This window comes from Lysinibacillus telephonicus, from assembly GCF_003966145.1.
In the GTDB taxonomy this organism is placed as follows: domain Bacteria; phylum Bacillota; class Bacilli; order Bacillales_A; family Planococcaceae; genus Ureibacillus; species Ureibacillus telephonicus.
The window spans coordinates 17,367-34,334 of sequence record NZ_RXNR01000005.1; the positions used below are offsets into that span (position 1 = coordinate 17,367).

Sequence of the window (16,968 nt, forward strand, 5' to 3'; positions counted from 1 at the left end):
TTTAATCCTCTTTCGGATACTCAATTCGAGAATGGAAAATTCCATTTAATGTTTCACATAGTACTTTTTCAATAATCTTCAGTTCTTTTATTGATACATCACATTCATCAAATTGATGTTCCTGTACACGACTTTGAATGATGGAGTGTACAAGTTCCTGAATTTTTTCGATATTTGGCTGTTTCATAGATCGAACTGCCGCTTCAACACTATCAGCAATATTAATTACAGCTGCTTCTTTCGTTTGAGGCTTTGGTCCTGGATAGCTAAATTTACTTTCGTCTATCTCTTTACCCTGTTCTTTTGCTTTAAATAAAAAATACTTTAATGTACTTGTTCCATGATGTTGCAATGCAATATCTACAATTTCTTTAGGCATTTTATATTTTTGTAATAGCGCAGCCCCATCTGTAGTATGAGATATAATGATTTCTGCACTTCTTTCCGGCGGTAAAGAATCATGCGGATTTATGCCAGACATTTGGTTTTCAATGAAAAACGCAGGTCTTCTCGTTTTTCCAATATCATGATAGTAGCAGCCTACCCGAGCAAGTAAACCGTCAGCTCCGATCGCTTCACAAGCAGCTTCTGCGAGGTTTGCAACCATGACACTATGATGGTAAGTTCCTGGAGTTTCCGTTAATAATTTTTTTAGTAACGGGTGATTTGGATTCGATAATTCGATTAACTTCATTGTCGACAATAATCCAAATGCTGATTCAAAAAATGGCAATAATCCCATTGTTAAGGCGCCAGATAATATACCAGACGTAATACCCGCAATGCCATAAAATAGCAGTTCAAATACTTCGAAATCTGATTGTGCCATTAAAAGATAAAATGCAATAAATGATGTGTTAACAATGGATACTATAATGCAGGCTTTTAATAAATCCGATCTTTTCTCAATACTTCTCATAAAGAAAATGCTTGCCAACCCACCAAAAATAATATAAAGTGCAATATCCATCTGCAGTACCGCAGCGTAACCTTGATGGAAAATAACACCTGCTGAAGCAGCTGTTAATATCGTCACTAATATTGCGACTTTTTCATTTGCTAAAAGTCGTAAAAGCATCGTTGCTAATGCAGTCGGATATAAAAATGCAATCGTAGTATCGAATTCGTTGGACAACATGCTTAATATCTTCATAAGAATAATGGACATAGAATACACTATAGCTGTAACAAACAAGGCATTTCTTCTTTTCGTAATATCCATTTCCGAACGATCAAATAAAATATACAAAAAGATCATTTGTAAAATAATGAATATTACTAGCCCTATAAGTGGTTCATTTGTCGTATTGTTATTAAGCAATCCTAATAATTCAAGCTGTCGATATACTTCACGGTCAATTAATTCCCCTTCTTGAACAATAATTTGCCCCTGTAAAATACGAGTTGGTTCAACTTCTTCACGGGTTTGTTGTATTAATTCATCCGTTTTTACCTTATCTAAAACCTCTGTTTCAGTAATTGCAGCTCGTCCTATAACAATTACAGAATTTAAAATATGTTCATCAATCGATGTATTTTGACGGATTTTTGTTTCTATTTCATTTCGTTTTTGTGTTACTTCATCAGCCCTAATAGATTCTGATAATAACGTATCTACAAGATTAACAAGAATACTTTTTGTACTAGTTAAACTTGATTCATCTGCAGTTAATAATGATTGTAATTGGCTTTTTGTAAAAATAAGTTGTGATTGGCTATCTGTAATATCTTTTAATTTTTCTTGCAATAGTTTGACTTGCTCTTCCAGTGTCGGTTCTTTTTCTTTAGATTTTATATCTTCTCGAACATCGGTTACTATATCAAAAAGTGATTCAACAAGTGAAACTCGATGCCCTGCTGTTTCTTCATTGAACACGTAAACAGGCTCCACTGCATTTTCAGCTTGTTTCCGTTCTTCTTCTGTTTTCACAGTATCTTCTACTGTTTTTACTGCTCGTATTGTTTCAGGTGCAAGCTGAAATGGTTGAATATCATATGTAGTACTCCGCACATTTCCTAGCATTAAAAAGAATTGCAGTAATCCAGTCAATAAAAGAACGATTATTATTAAAGTTCTAAAACTGAACATATTCATTAATTTATTAAAGTGCCTGTTCATTGTGCACCCCCACCAAGTCTATATGTACTAGTTTACCAATTTATGAGGATAATTTCATGGATAGTTGACAGAAAGTGAAAAGAGACTTATATAAATTGTACTTTTTTGCTTTTTGAATTTTTGTTTTAATATCACATTTACTTAAATTGAAAGGTACTGTCATGTAAATTCGCTGCATTTTATTAACAATAATTAAAAATCTGCTCATTTCTCCATAATTAGAATGAGCAGATTCTTATTAACGAGTTTGTAATTTTTTTGAACTGGACTTATTTGATTACCCATTTCAAAATCTTGGATTGCTTCATTTTAATTTTATAGTTCCTGCTCTGTGTAGGCTTGGATTACTTTTGCTACGAGTGGGTGACGAACAACGTCTCCAGCTTCGAGAGTTTGAAAATGTATATCCTTTACATATTTCAATGTACGTTCCGCAACAATTAGGCCTGATTCGGTATTCTTTGGTAAATCAATTTGTGATTTATCTCCCGTAATGACCATCTTTGAGCCAAAACCTAAACGTGTTAAAAACATTTTCATTTGCATATGTGTTGTATTTTGTGCCTCATCTAAAATAACAAATGCATCGTCCAACGTACGGCCGCGCATATAAGCAAGTGGTGCAATTTCAATTGTTCCACGTTCTATTAGCCGTTGTGTTTGTTCTGACCCATATATATCATGCAGCGCATCATATAGGGGACGTAAATAAGGATCCACTTTTTCCTTTAAATCACCTGGTAAAAATCCTAGTGATTCCCCTGCTTCTACAGCAGGTCGTGTTAAAATAATTCGTTTAACATGGCCATTTTTCAAACTTTGTGTTGCCATTACAACAGCTAAATACGTTTTTCCTGTACCTGCTGGACCGATACCAAAAACTAGGTCATTATGACGAATCGCTTTTATGTACTCGCGCTGACCAATTGTTTTTGCTCGAATTGGCTTTCCTTTATGATTTCTTGCTATTTCTTCCTCATATAATTCAGCAAAATATTCAATTGTCCCTTTATTCACCATTTCAATTGCGGTTGCAACGTCACGCAAATCTATATTAATTCCTTTTCGAATTACTTTAAGCAGTGCCAGCATAAGTTCGGTAACCTGCTGCTTATGAGCTTCTTCTCCAGCTATTTGAATTACTTCACCACGAGTAATAATTTGAACATGAAATGTTTCTTCAATTAGTTTTAAATTCGCATCAGACATACCAAGTAACATTACTGCTTCATTTGGGTTTTCAACTTGTAATTCCGATAATTGTTCTGACATAAATCAATCTCCTTGGTCAATTGGGTAATTTCTCGCAATATTTTCATTTACCAAAAATAGGACTTTCCCTTTAACTTTATCATCATCGAATGTAACGTGCAAAATGTTTTCTTTTTTTATAACCGTTTTCGGTGGTAAAGATTTTAAAATTTTTTCGTGCAATAGTGGCAAGATAAACGATTCGATTTGTTCTTCTGTTATCTCTTCCGTAACAGCAATATACTTTTGAGTCCTTTTGATTTCGATAAATCTTGAAAGCCATTCTGGTAAATCGACTTTTTGAAACGATTTTCCCTGCTCCTTTTCATTATTAATTTTGAAATCAAATGTCCACTCTCTATTACTAGCTGAAATGAATTTTACAGTTCTAGGAATCGTAAATTCTGTTTCTAGCCAGTAATCAGCATACACTTCACCTTCAGCACCAACTACTATAGATTTATCTCCAACTGTAATTACCCCTGAAACAAGTGTATCCCCTTCATATACAGTTGTATTCGGTGAAACGCGACGTTCTCCACTAGAAATTTCGAAATGTGTAATAACACCGCTTTTTGCAGCCACTAAATGATTTTTCTTATTGCTTATATTATCTTTATTATCAGTTATTGGTGCGAGCTGTGGTGCTATCGTCATGCTGCTGCCATTTTTTAGAATATGCACCCAAGATAGATCTCTAATCTCTTCCATAATAGTTTGTCTAATTTCAAAATCCGACTTCACTTGATGTTTAAAAATAGGCCCTTTTAAAGCTAGCTTCTCTTCAATAACCTCTTCAACCGCAACTCTCATTTCAGGTGTTTCTGCCTCAACACTTATTTTCCAAACAATTTGTGAACAAATAATCGGAATACTAATTAACAATAATAATCCAATTACTGTCCAGCTATTTTTTTGAAAAATTCGAGATACTTGTAAATAACGAATTTTAACCTTAAGTTCATACTTTTTTCTTGAAGCACGTACGATTGAAAGATCCTTTCTCGCAATTTCAAATTTTATCTCATTCTCTAGATGTGTTATATTTTTAATTTTAACTTTTTTTGAATGTAGATGCTGTATAAAAGCATTTGCTGCTCCTTTTCTTGTAACACTTATTTCAACAGGACGATTATCGTATTTTTTCATATGGACTCACCTGTCGTTTCATTTCAATATTTAACAGCTCTTCTACATGTATTATAAATTCTTCTTCTTTTAACACATCTATATGTACACGTTTTGCTTTTATTAACACAGAAAAATCCTCATAAAGAAATGAACAATGTTTTTCTGAAGCCTCCAGAAATTTATATGTTCCAATTATTCGCAATTGGCGACAATTTATCATTTCAATTAATGGATCAGTTTGAAATAACTTTTTCAATTAAAATGCCCCCTTTCGCAAAGTATATGCTTTGAAAAAGGGGGGCATGAATTTAATAATGTAAATAATAGTTTCGAAACCTCTTCATCATTACCGCTGCTTTGCCTTTGGAGGACCTAATATTTCTGTAGTAATAATTGCTTGCACCAATGCTTCTCTTGTAGTTGGGACAATGCTTCCAATTTCTTTCTGTTTAATCTTATCCAATGAATGATTTGAAGGTGCTTCTTTCGTTGACCGAACCGAACGATTAACATCAAGTGTTGGTCTAGTAACAGATCTAGTTTGATTCGATTCTACTTCATTGAAGGAATTATGAGATTTTGCATCCTCCAGTTTTTCTTTTGCTTTTCCAGAAGTTTGTGTATTTGTCGTATCACTTAGCTTCTGAAAAATTTCACTGGCAAAATCCTCGAGCGACTTTGTTGTCGTTCGACCGGTCTCTTTTTGTTTCGGTTGATCGAACATTTGGGTATTTGGTTTATTATTAAATGGAGGCATAGGCTTTTGCTGTTTCGTCTTTTTATTTCCACTTAATAAAGAGCTAATGACAAAAAGCGCCACCATTAACAATATAGTTCCCATCTCGCTAAACACTCCCTTCAAAGGTGTGTATTGTGATTATTTTTCAGGTGCATCAGGTTTATCGTTCGTTACCTTTGCAATTGAATCTCTCATGGAAGTATCTGCTTGAATATTTTTATAATTCATGTAATCCATAATTCCAAAATTACCAGAACGCAATGCCTCTGCCATCGCCATTGGAACCTCAGCTTCAGCTTCGACTACTTTTGCTTTCATTTCCTGAACTTTTGCAACCATCTCTTGCTCTTTTGCAACAGCCATTGCTCGGCGTTCTTCAGCTTTTGCTTGTGCAATGTTTTTATCTGCTTGCGCTTGTTCTATTTGTAATTCTGCACCAATATTTTTGCCGACATCAACATCTGCAATATCAATGGATAAAATTTCAAAAGCTGTTCCAGAATCTAAACCTTTCGATAGAACAGTTTGTGAAATTAAATCTGGGTTTTCTAATACTTTGGAATGACTTTCAGATGACCCGATTGTACTAACAATACCTTCACCAACACGAGCAATAATTGTATCTTCACCAGCACCACCAACTAATCGGTCAAGATTTGCACGTACTGTAATACGAGCCTTAGCTTTTACCTCAATCCCGTTAATTGCTACACCAGCAATAAAAGGTGTTTCAATTACTTTTGGGTTTACTGACATTTGAACAGCTTCTAATACATCACGTCCAGCTAAATCTATAGCTGCACAACGCTCAAAGGATAATTCAATATTAGCACGCTGAGCTGCTATTAAAGCGTTAATTACGCGGTCTACATTACCACCAGCTAAATAATGTGATTCTAATTGGTTTATTGTAACATTTAAACCTGCTTTATGTGCTTTGATTAATGGGTTAATTATACGTGCTGGAATTACACGACGTAATCTCATCCCAATTAATGTGAAAATACTAACTCGCACACCAGCTGCAAGAGCACTAATCCATAGTGCAATTGGAACAAATGTTAGGATTACAGATAATACAATGATAATTAAAACGATTGTTATAATTAAACTAATTGCTGCTGCATCGATAATCATTCTTCTTCAACTCCCTTATTTATTTCTCTTACTACAATGCGTGAACCTTCTACTTGAATCACTTCAACTTTTTTATTGGAACCGATAAAGCTTCCTTCTGACACTGCATCGATTCTTTCATTATCAACTACAATCGTTCCCGCTGGGCGAAGAGGTGTTATTGTTGTGCCTGCTTTTCCTAGCAAGTCGATACGATTCACATTGGAAACATATCCTTCCTCAGTAGTTGTAGCATCCCTCAAAATGAGCTTATTAAAGACATGTAAGTTTTTCCCTAAAAACTTCATTATTATCACCATCCCTATTACTGCAATAAACAGTGCGATTAAAATTGAATACGCCATATGAACCACACTTTCACCTGCAAATAATAAACTAATAATCATAAGCGCCCCGCCAATTATACCAATAATTCCTCCTGGTACGAATAATTCAGCAATAAGCAATATAAACCCAATAACAAATATTAAAATAGATTCATATCCTGCAAACCCAGCAACTGTATGACCAAAAAAGAATGCAGCGAAAGACAAAAGTCCAATTAGTCCGGGTATACCGAACCCTGGAGAAAACAATTCAATTACTAAACAAAGGCTCGCAATTGATAATAGAACTGTTACAACAATAGGGTTTGTTATAAATCTTGCCAATTTTTCTGCAAAGGTCGGTTCAATGGACACAATTTCACTATTAGAATGCCCTATTTTTTCAAGAAGCTCATCAAAATTTGCAACAGTTGCTTTTGAATATTCTACTTTAAATGCTTCTTCTGCTGATAATGTCAAAAGTTTTCCTGAAGGAGCACGATATTCAGGCAAATGCACTGACTTATCAGCCATTGCTTGAGCATATCTAGTATCTTTCCCTGAGGATTCTGCTGCTGCTACCATTGCACTAATCCATGCACTATTCGCCTTTTCATGTGCAGTATTTCCTTGTCCATCAATAATTGCAGCTGCACCAATTGTTCCATTTGGCACCATATAAATTTCATCAGCATGAAGAGCTAAGAAGGCACCTGCTGAATACGCTTTCGAATTAATAAATGCAATAGTTTCAATATCAGCTTCATCGATTAATTTTGCAATGTCTTCTGCAGCATCAACATAGCCGCCAGGGGTATGTATTTCTAAAACAATTGTTTCTGCATTCGAATCAATCGCTTCCTTATAAGCTCTTTCTAAAAAAGCTTTTAAACCTTTTTCAACTTCATTCTCAATTTTAACATGACAAACTTTTCCATCTGCATGAGCAGTTAAGGTTGGTGATAATAATAAAAAAGAAATAAATAATAATATAATCCAATGTATGCCTTTTGAATGTCTCATTTCCACCCTCCTTCCATAGAAACCCGCTGATAGTTTATTTACGGATTAAAATTGAAAAGGTTTCAAAAAGTATTTATCTTACTTTATTTTATACATTTTTCAATATAAATTCTAAAATTATCTATAATATATCTATAAAAAGATCAATCATTTAATTTTTCCATAAATGTAAAATACCCTAGTATCTGTAGATCTACAAATACTAGGGTATATCATTTTTTTCCTTAGTGAATCATAAAATTGCGTGTTATGAACGTAGGGATTGTCTAGGAAATTACCACTTACGTTTACGTGCAGCTTCTGATTTCTTTTTACGTTTTACGCTCGGTTTTTCATAAAATTCGCGTTTTCTTACCTCTTGAATTGTACCACTTTTAGATACAGTACGTTTGAAGCGGCGAAGAGCATCTTCAAGCGATTCGTTTTTTCTAACGACAGTTTTTGACATCTCTCTTTCCCTCCCTCCGAACACACGTCAATACACAAAAAACTCTGGTTACTTGTGTACTAAAGAATTATATCGTATCCTCTACCTACAGTCAATAGTAAGAATTCGATTTAATAGTTAGATTCGGAAGTTAAGCCATTCATGATTGCTACACCAGAGCTTGCACCAATTCGAGTAGCACCTGCTTCTATCATTTTTTGCATATCTTCTAGACTTCGCACTCCACCAGAAGCTTTAACACCGAGTTCTGGCCCAACAGTTTTACGCATAAGCGCTACATCTTCACTAGTTGCACCGCCAGTTGAAAACCCTGTTGAAGTTTTAACAAAATCAGCACCAGCTTCTACAGAAAGTTCACATGCTTTTACTTTTTCTTCATCTGTAAGTAAACAAGTTTCAATAATTACTTTCACTAAAGTACCATTTGCCGCATCTACTACAGCTTTAATATCATCACGAACGACTTCAAATTCTTTATCTTTCAAGGCGCCGATGTTGATAACCATATCTATTTCTTGCGCACCATTGGCAATTGCATTTTTTGTTTCAAACGCTTTTACTTCAGACGTTGTCGCACCTAATGGGAAGCCAATAACAGTACAAACTTTTACATTTGTATTTGCTAATAGCTGCGAGCTTAAACTAACCCAAGTTGGATTTACACAAACTGAAGCAAACTCATATTTTTTTGCTTCTTCACATAATTTTTCAATTTGATCTCGAGTTGCATCTGCTTTTAAAAGTGTATGATCGATCATTGAAGCATAATTTTGAGTCATAGATATTACTCCTTTTTATTTTTAAGTTGTCCGTACCTCTCCTATAATACCATTATTTTATAGAATTGCGAAATGACAGAAATTTAAAAGAAATTAAATAAGCTAGTTCTAATGACAACCTTTACGCTTATTAATAATTTTATTCATAAAAACAGGCAAAACCATAATTCGGTTTTACCTGTTTTTAGTAGTAATCTAATTGTTTTTAATAGATAATCTCAACTTATTAAGCTAAGAATTTTCTAGTTTTTTATTGAACTTGTTCTTCTAAAACTCTTACAAACTGACCTTCGTTGTATGGGTAGCCAGCCTTTACAATTTTCACTTTAATAAGTTTTCCTATTAAATCTTCGCTGCCTTCAAAGACAACTCGTAAATAGTTATCTGTGTATCCCACGAAAAGATTATCTTGTTCGGATTCCTTATATTGCTCTTCAGGTATTATTTCTAGTACTTCTCCTTCAAAACGAGAAGCATATTCTTTAGCTAATTGATCGTTTAATGTTAACAAACGATGTACACGTTCATTTTTAACTTCCTCATCTACTTGGTCTTCCATACGTGCTGCAGGAGTTCCTGTACGTTTTGAGAATGGGAATACATGAAGTTCTGCAAATTTATGTTTTGCAATAAAGTTATACGTTTCCATAAATTCCTCTTCAGTTTCGCCAGGGAAACCTACAATTACATCAGAAGTAATTGCTAAATCCGGCAGTGCTTCATTTAAACGTTCTAAACGCTCTGCGAAGAAATCCATCGTATATTTACGACGCATACGTTTTAACACTGTATCTGATCCAGATTGAATTGGAATGTGCAAATGTCTAACAACAATCTTCGAATTTTTTAATACATCAATTACTTCGTCTGTTAATTGAGAAGCTTCAATTGATGAAATACGTAAACGTTTTAAACCTTTTACATTTGCTTCTAAATCACGAAGCAACTGTGCTAGATTATAGTCTTTAAGATCTTGGCCATAACCGCCTGTATGAATACCTGTAAGTACGATTTCATAATAACCAGCATCTACAAGTTGTTGTGCCTGTTTAATTACTTCTTGTGGGTCCCGTGAACGCATTAAACCACGTGCCCAAGGAATTATACAAAATGTACAGAAGTTGTTGCAGCCCTCTTGAATTTTAAGTGATGCACGTGTACGGTCTGTAAAATAAGGTACATCTAATTCTTCGTAAACACGATTTTTCATAATGTTGCGGACTGCATTTATTGGCTGGCGTTCTTGTCTGTATTGGTCAATATATCCAAGCATTTTTTGACGATCTTGGGTACCGACAACAATATCAACACCTGGGATTGCCATAATTTCTGCAGGAGAAGTTTGTGCATAGCATCCTGTTACACAAATGACAGCATCAGGATTTTGACGAACAGCACGACGAATCACTTGACGTGATTTTTTATCCCCTGTATTTGTTACAGTACATGTATTGATTACATAAACGTCTGCTTGATGTTCAAAATCAGTACGTTCATATCCTTGTTCTTTAAAAAGCTGCCATATAGCTTCTGTTTCGTAATGGTTTACTTTACAACCTAAAGTATATAGAGATACGGTTTTCGGACGCTCGTAACTCATAATCTATATCATCCTTTCAATAGTTCACCTACAAATAATAACGTTTTTAATAATAACATAAAATTTTGTGTTGAGCCTACTTTTGCATCATTTTAAAAGAAAACCCTATTACTCGTTCTGTTTTCTGGTTAAAGTATCCGTATCTGATTATTATTACTGGTATAAGCAATTTTTTAAAAAATCTATTTTATCCCATTCTCTTATTCAATTGTGTCCCTAAAGTTCTTTCTACCCGATGTTAGCTTCTCAATGTTTATTTTTATATTAATTGAATCTTCATCTAATTCAATCTGACCATCTTTTTGTAGTTTCTTCCATGTCTTTATTTCCTTACGATATAAAATTTCTGATAATTTGAAAACGTCGACATTCATTTCAATAGCAGTCTGGTAGGTTTGTTCAATTTCTTTTTTTACTTTCTTCATAATAAGATTCTTAATTTTATCAGATGTTAAATTCCCTTCAAAGCTTCCTAATGAGGCCGTTAAGCGAACATTTATATCAAATTTGACATCATTTCCATTAATAATAGGATCTATTTTTACTTTTACATTGCGAAGAACTGCAGAAAAATATTTATCTTCCTCATAAATGGTTGTAATTTCTCCTCTTATCGTTTTATTTGATATCCATTGAAGACCGTTCGCTTGATCATCTTTAATATAACCTTTAAATTCATTTGGTGTAATAATGCCAATACCACTTATTTCAACGGAAGAAAGCGGTTCGTTCTGAGTTTTCCAGTCTTCCTTTAATTTTATATATGGAATATTCGCTTCGTGAGCAGGCTCGTTAAGATTAATAATTAAGTTTCTTATATCTAAAGGTTCTATATATGATTCCTGTTCGAAAGAATTTAAAGGATCTGCAATTTTCGTCAATGTAATCGATTTTTTTAATAATGGAAGTGCAAGCAAAAATTCATCTAAAGGTTCATCTGTACAATAAAGCCAAATATTGTACCTCGTATCACTAAAACCAGTTATTGTATTAATAACAGAGTCAATTCTCCCTTGTTTTAAAGCCGATTCACTAAAAATAATAAATGAAAAATGTCCCCAATAAACCTTTTCATCGATTCCGTGATAAAGTTTGAAAAGTGCTTCATCAAAAGTTTTTCCTGATGCAGATGACACTTGTGATTGAAAAAGATCTTGATTAGGTTGATCTGTTTTGGCGACATTTGCAAAACTAATAATTTGAATCGTTGCTTTATATTCTCCATCTTTAAAATCGATACCAGCACCGAAAACATAATACATACGTTCGTTTTCATCCAAATCCCAACAGCCAGCTAGTAAAAAGGGGATTAAAATAACAAGTAAATATTTTTTAGTCATTGGAGTTCCTCTCATTATTACGACTTTCATCTTGAGGGTCTAAAAAATTAGGTCTAAATTTATATTTATACTTTGGAAGTCTGAATAAAGTTTTTTTCAAATTATTAAAGCTTAAATCTGCTGAAATATTTAAATATGGTACTCCAAATACACGAGTATTCGCGACATATAGAATGAAAAGATAAAAACAAATAAAAAATCCAAACAATCCTAAAAATGCGGTTACAATTATAAAAAGTATTCGTATTATGATAACAAAGTTCTCAAATTGTTGGTTTACTAGGGTATAGGATGCAATTGTTGAAGTTGCGATCACTACTACCAATGCCGGGCTTGTAATACCAGAACGAATTGCAGCATCCCCAATAATTAGTCCGCCAATCACACCGATAATGCCGCCAACTTTTGATGGGAGACGTAAACCAGCTTCTCGGAGTATTTCAAACATCATAAGAATGATAAGCATTTCTAAAACTGCTGGAAACGGTAATCCAATGTTTGTTATAACAACTGTTGCAAGTAATTGTAAAGGTAATTGATCTTGATGAAAATGTGTCAATGCAAGCCAAAATGAAGGGAGGAGAATTCCAACTATACCACCAATTAGTCTAATAAATCTTTCAAATGTCCCATAAATAATTGAGCTTTCGTAATCTTCCCCTGTTTTTAATAAATAAAAAATATTTACAGGTGTAATAACGCCATATGCTACACCGTCAACTAAAATTAAAAACCTTCCGCGAATTAATGATTGTATGGCAAAGTCAGGTGTTCCCGTATAGTTTGTAGCCGGTAATAGCCAATTTTTTTCGTTTACAAATTCCATTAATGAATCAGCGCTAATAATAATATCTGTATCAATTTTTTTTAACTGTTTTTTTAATTCAGTTAAAATATCCTTATTGGCAATATCGTCAAAATAGAGCAGGGCAATTTTCGTTTTAGAACGTCTACCTAGCTCCATTTTTTCTACACATAATGAATTTGTTGGAATACGTTTCCGAATGAGCGCAATATTTGTAGCGAGATCCTCGATGAAATTATCTCTAGCCCCTCTCACCATTACTTCCATATTTGTTTCTTCGGGATTACGATTCGGTTTTTGTGCTATATTGCAAGAATATAACAACTGAGATTCCTCGAAAAATAGGATGAGATTACCGTTGAAAACAGCTGTAATGATATCATCATTTTTAGTTAATTTTTTTATTTCTGGAATAGGTAACTGCTCAATAGCTTCTTCAGTGATTGTTTGATTTGAAGAATTTAGATAAAGATTTTCAATATTAGGAAGAACGACAGTATATAAAATTTGCTGATCAATCATTGATTCACATTTTATTGTAAAAACCTTTGATTGTTGAAAAAAGTATTCTTGGAATATTACATCTTCAGATTTTTGAAAAAGTTGCTTCAATTTTGTAACCATTGGTAATGATTGTCCAGCTGTGTTCATTAATGTTTCACTACCTTCTGTTTAGTTTTATCTTGGACGTTGGACGAGTCTTTTTGTTATTCTTTTTACTGAATGCAGCAATTCCTCCTAATATAAGAGAAAGAGTAAAGAAATAAATCAATGTTGTAATTAGCATTCCACCACTGTTTAAATCAATAAACAAATTGTCATCTAATAAAAAGATGATTAAGCTAATAATGAAAAAAGGAGGAGCTAAATAAGACCATATTTTTTTTCTGTTTCCAGTTATATTTAATATGTCCGCTGCAATGAATAATAATAACCCAACTCGAATAAATGTACCTGTTAACCATTGATAAATTGATAAGAAATCCACATGTTCAATGAAACGACCAATTGTAACAAGTGACCATTCTTCATAAGCAGGATATCGTTGCTTAGTTGCTTCTTCTGGTCCAAATGCTGTAATTGCAACTATGAGTGGTCCCAATGTTAACCCCATTAAAATAAAGACCATAATTGCAAGATGATACCATTTGAATTTTTGTTTAAAATGATGCTGCAGAAAAAGAAGTAAAGTTAACTCAATAAATCCAGAAACCGGATACACTATTCCTTTTATGACAGGCAATAAACCATCTTCAAATAAAGGAAACAGGTAATTGTAATCTTTCACTTGAATATTTGCAAAAGCGACAAAAAAACCAAAGACCACAACAAAAAATAATACAAAAGCATTCACAATAACAAGTGTTACAATGTTTGTAGAAACGAGTAATAGACAAACAATTATATAAATCGATAATAGTAACAGGGGAGGTGTTTGAACTAAAAATGTTGTAGAAATCCATAAAACGGTTTCACGCATCGTGAATGCAGCTAAAATAAATAGAAATAGCACAGTGCTGTATAAAATAATAGATGAGCCTATTTGACCTATTTTTTCCTTTAACCAATGCTTAATTGGTTGCTGATTTGATTTATTTTGTATATAGATAATTAAAAATAGCCATGGTAACATACATAAAACTGCCAATATAACAGAAGCCCATCCATCTCTTTTTACATTGTCTATAATAGGTGGTAGGATGGTCACGTGATTTTTCAACCCAATAAATGTCATAACTAAAAAAACAACATGTAAAATACTAATTTTCCCAACCCTACTCATACAATCCCCCTAAAACTAATTAGTTAATTATTAGTTTTGACATAATTGCAGAAAATTAGTATTAATTTGGAGATGAAAAGTCAGGACAAAGCAAAAAACATCCTTTTTTTAGATAAGAAAAAGCTCGTGGTACTTTATTTTGGAAGAAACTTCAAAGAAACGTACGTTGTGGGAATGTGTGATGCTTTTTAAATAATTTTTAAGCACCTATTCAAGAAGAAAGGTGAGGTAAACTCGCTCCAATTATAGAATTAAGTCGTGATAAGTTATTTTTGAGGAAAGATGTAGAGCGTCGTAAAGATGAATCAAAAGAGTTACATTCTAAGTACAGACCTTATGATGAATAAATGAAAAAGGACCACCCTCCACAATCGATGGAAAAGGCGGTCTGATTTGGTTATTTTTTTAACTGCGGATCAATGATTGCTTTTAACGCAAGTCCTTTGTAATCGTCTTCTGTCATTTCACGATTTTCATGTTTTTGACGCCAACTTTCATGAGCACCTGCTTTAATAGCGGCTTCCACAATCATAGTTAAGCGGGCTTTACTATTTAGCGTTAATTCTGTTTCAGCTTTTAAAGAGGGGCTACTAAATGACATTATTTCATCGCTTTCCTTTGCATTTGCGTTCAAAGACTTACCAACGAATTCCGCTAAACATTCGGCAATTGCATAGCAGATTTCCTCGAATTTCCGTTTGTAAATGGCTGTGTCAGCTGCAGAGGAAACAAAGCATACTTCGATAAGTATTGCTGGTTTGTTCGTACCATTTAAAAAAGCTAAGTCTTTACGCAACTTAGCCCCACGATTGATTAATCCACTTACATCACTGATTGCTTTTGAAATTTTGGCAGCTACATCTTTTATTGTTAGATAAAGTACCTCAACACCTACCCCTCTATCAGTACGACTGGATGAATTAAAATGAATCGATACATCAAGTTCACGGCTAGTTGAGTTGTGTTCATTGACCAGATATTTTAGGTTTTGTGACTGATTTTTCGATGAGTCGTCTACAACATGATTAGTTGTGATTTTATTTGCTCGTAGTATTTCTACGACTCTTTTAACTACTTTTCGCGCTTCTGTTACTTCATCGATTAAATCACTTGCCCCTGTGCCCGGCAACCAGTGTCCTGGACTAATTGTTATCATTTTAATTCTCCCTCCTCATTGATACCTGTTTTTTCTTTAACTATTTTCAATAAATTTTTTACAAACGGGGGCATTGGAGCTCCCATTTTCACACCATTTTCAGCGATTGAGATAAACTCGATTGCAATATAAGCAAAGGCTGCACCATCACCGATGTAACCACCCAAAATATCAAAGTCTACATATTGACTTGTCATAAACTCAAGGGCATAAATCATTCCGATAAGCACCAAAATATAAAGTTTTCGTACAAATCCAGTCCAACCTACACGACTATTAAGTTCTTTATTTATTCCTGCTGCAACTAGCCCTGTTGTATAGTCTGCAAGCATAAATAAAATGAGGATTGACACTGCAACCCCCACTAAGTCAAACATATACGATACAATTGCCCCTAAAATTCCTGTGATTAATGCTATTTTATTCTCCATTTTATACACCTACTTTTACATAAAAATAGCACTGCTCGGCACAGTGCATTGCTTAGGTCTTGTTCCAATATAAAAAGCACTCTCAAATGGGAGCGCCTTTAAAACTTAAATGTTATATAACTCGTCAACAATTCTCTCAAATGCCTTCAAGTTTCCTATATTTTGAGTCAGTGTAGTTTGTAATTTAGTTATTTCATCTTTCAGTGATTGAATGTCATGTTCAATAATTAGTTTTGCTGTAGATTCTTCTAACCTAGCGTTTACATCATTTAGAATACCTAATCTTATTTCTGATTTTTCAATTTCCTCTTCGTTCTTTTGGAGTTCTACTTTAAAATAATTAACTTTTGATTCATAGTGTTGTCTTTCTGCTAATAAGGTTTCTGCTAACATATTTATCCCTTCCTTTCATCATTCCATTTCGACAAAAAGGGAGGAATTCCTTTTAAACATAAAAAATAACGCTAGCTTTATGCTGCGTTTTCTGAATATTTTTGTTCAATTAGTTGAATTAAGTCTGTGTATTCTTCTGGTGTTAATTGATTAACTGCAAACACGGTATTTACACGAGTTGTTACTGCATCTTCTGTATAAACTTTACCATTAATCATTCTTTTCCAAAGATCGTATGGTCTCATCTTAATTTCCTCCAATCGTGTTCGTTTCCAGTAATGCTGTTTGGTATTGAGTTTCTGCTAAAATTTGTTCTTCGATAGTTGGTAGTTCTTGCGCTTGAGTTGGTTCTGCTGGTTGCGACAAAATAAAATTCTCGCCATCATATGTTGCTCCTAATAAGCTGTCGGGGTTTTCGTGTTCCGATACATCAATTAAGTTTTCACCCTCTAATTCACCTGCTGGGTAGGTGATAGCTACTACTTTATTTTGCTTATTCAATTGAGCGTAGGTATACATATTTTCTTT

18 protein-coding genes are annotated in these 16,968 nt (G+C 33.7%); all 18 read right to left on the minus strand.

Annotation, left to right across the window (positions count from 1 at the left end; genetic code table 11):
- Window position 1 precedes the first annotated feature (1 nt).
- The 18 genes from EKG35_RS02550 to EKG35_RS02630 all read right to left on the minus strand — a co-directional run bounded on the left by EKG35_RS02550 (window position 2) and on the right by EKG35_RS02630 (window position 16,959).
- Window positions 2-2,119 (minus strand): HD family phosphohydrolase, encoded by a 2,118-nt coding sequence (locus EKG35_RS02550; protein ID WP_126292749.1) that lies wholly within the window; start codon window positions 2,117-2,119, stop codon window positions 2-4.
- Between the two features lie 315 nt (window positions 2,120-2,434).
- Window positions 2,435-3,391, minus strand: a complete 957-nt coding sequence (locus EKG35_RS02555; RefSeq protein WP_126292750.1) for a PhoH family protein — start codon at window positions 3,389-3,391, stop codon at window positions 2,435-2,437.
- A 3-nt stretch (window positions 3,392-3,394) separates the two neighbouring features.
- Window positions 3,395-4,519, minus strand: a complete 1,125-nt coding sequence (locus tag EKG35_RS02560; protein ID WP_126292751.1) for a sporulation protein YqfD — start codon at window positions 4,517-4,519, stop codon at window positions 3,395-3,397.
- Window positions 4,503-4,757 carry a hypothetical protein gene (locus EKG35_RS02565; protein ID WP_126292752.1) on the minus strand — a complete coding sequence of 85 codons (255 nt, stop codon included), beginning with the start codon at window positions 4,755-4,757 and terminating at the stop codon, window positions 4,503-4,505. The genes EKG35_RS02560 and EKG35_RS02565 overlap by 17 nt, the downstream gene beginning before the upstream one ends.
- Window positions 4,758-4,847: 90 nt before the next feature.
- A complete protein-coding gene (locus EKG35_RS02570; protein ID WP_126292753.1) occupies window positions 4,848-5,342 on the minus strand; it encodes a hypothetical protein in 495 nt (164 codons plus the stop codon).
- A gap of 36 nt (window positions 5,343-5,378) precedes the next feature.
- Entirely contained in the window at window positions 5,379-6,377 is a 999-nt protein-coding gene (gene floA / locus EKG35_RS02575; RefSeq protein WP_126292754.1) for a flotillin-like protein FloA, read from the minus strand.
- A complete protein-coding gene (locus EKG35_RS02580; protein ID WP_126292755.1) occupies window positions 6,374-7,705 on the minus strand; it encodes an NfeD family protein in 1,332 nt (443 codons plus the stop codon). Before EKG35_RS02580 ends, floA begins: the two co-directional genes overlap by 4 nt.
- A 274-nt stretch (window positions 7,706-7,979) precedes the next feature.
- Complete coding sequence (gene rpsU / locus EKG35_RS02585; RefSeq protein WP_004227078.1) at window positions 7,980-8,153, minus strand: 30S ribosomal protein S21; 174 nt, start codon at window positions 8,151-8,153, stop codon at window positions 7,980-7,982.
- Window positions 8,154-8,263: 110 nt separating this feature from the next.
- Window positions 8,264-8,932, minus strand: a complete 669-nt coding sequence (gene deoC, locus EKG35_RS02590) for a deoxyribose-phosphate aldolase (protein ID WP_126292756.1) — start codon at window positions 8,930-8,932, stop codon at window positions 8,264-8,266.
- Between the two features lie 250 nt (window positions 8,933-9,182).
- Window positions 9,183-10,532 (minus strand): tRNA (N(6)-L-threonylcarbamoyladenosine(37)-C(2))-methylthiotransferase MtaB, encoded by a 1,350-nt coding sequence (gene mtaB / locus EKG35_RS02595; protein WP_126292757.1) that lies wholly within the window; start codon window positions 10,530-10,532, stop codon window positions 9,183-9,185.
- Between the two features lie 200 nt (window positions 10,533-10,732).
- Window positions 10,733-11,872 (minus strand): Ger(x)C family spore germination protein, encoded by a 1,140-nt coding sequence (locus tag EKG35_RS02600; protein ID WP_185807618.1) that lies wholly within the window; start codon window positions 11,870-11,872, stop codon window positions 10,733-10,735.
- Window positions 11,865-13,328, minus strand: coding sequence for a spore germination protein (locus tag EKG35_RS02605; protein WP_126292759.1), 1,464 nt, complete (start codon window positions 13,326-13,328; stop codon window positions 11,865-11,867). The genes EKG35_RS02600 and EKG35_RS02605 overlap by 8 nt, the downstream gene beginning before the upstream one ends.
- A gap of 10 nt (window positions 13,329-13,338) precedes the next feature.
- A complete protein-coding gene (locus EKG35_RS02610) occupies window positions 13,339-14,460 on the minus strand; it encodes a GerAB/ArcD/ProY family transporter (protein WP_126292760.1) in 1,122 nt (373 codons plus the stop codon).
- A gap of 397 nt (window positions 14,461-14,857) precedes the next feature.
- Window positions 14,858-15,616, minus strand: coding sequence for an N-acetylmuramoyl-L-alanine amidase (locus EKG35_RS02615; RefSeq protein WP_126292761.1), 759 nt, complete (start codon window positions 15,614-15,616; stop codon window positions 14,858-14,860).
- Window positions 15,613-16,047 (minus strand): phage holin family protein, encoded by a 435-nt coding sequence (locus EKG35_RS02620; protein WP_126292762.1) that lies wholly within the window; start codon window positions 16,045-16,047, stop codon window positions 15,613-15,615. The genes EKG35_RS02615 and EKG35_RS02620 overlap by 4 nt, the downstream gene beginning before the upstream one ends.
- 105 nt (window positions 16,048-16,152) lie before the next feature.
- Window positions 16,153-16,440, minus strand: a complete 288-nt coding sequence (locus EKG35_RS02625; RefSeq protein ID WP_126292763.1) for a hypothetical protein — start codon at window positions 16,438-16,440, stop codon at window positions 16,153-16,155.
- 77 nt (window positions 16,441-16,517) lie between these two features.
- Window positions 16,518-16,685 (minus strand): hypothetical protein, encoded by a 168-nt coding sequence (locus EKG35_RS20805; RefSeq protein WP_185807619.1) that lies wholly within the window; start codon window positions 16,683-16,685, stop codon window positions 16,518-16,520.
- A 1-nt stretch (window position 16,686) separates the two neighbouring features.
- Window positions 16,687-16,959: a hypothetical protein gene (locus EKG35_RS02630; protein ID WP_126292764.1), complete on the minus strand. Its 273-nt coding sequence runs from the start codon at window positions 16,957-16,959 to the stop codon at window positions 16,687-16,689.
- Window positions 16,960-16,968: the final 9 nt, after the last annotated feature.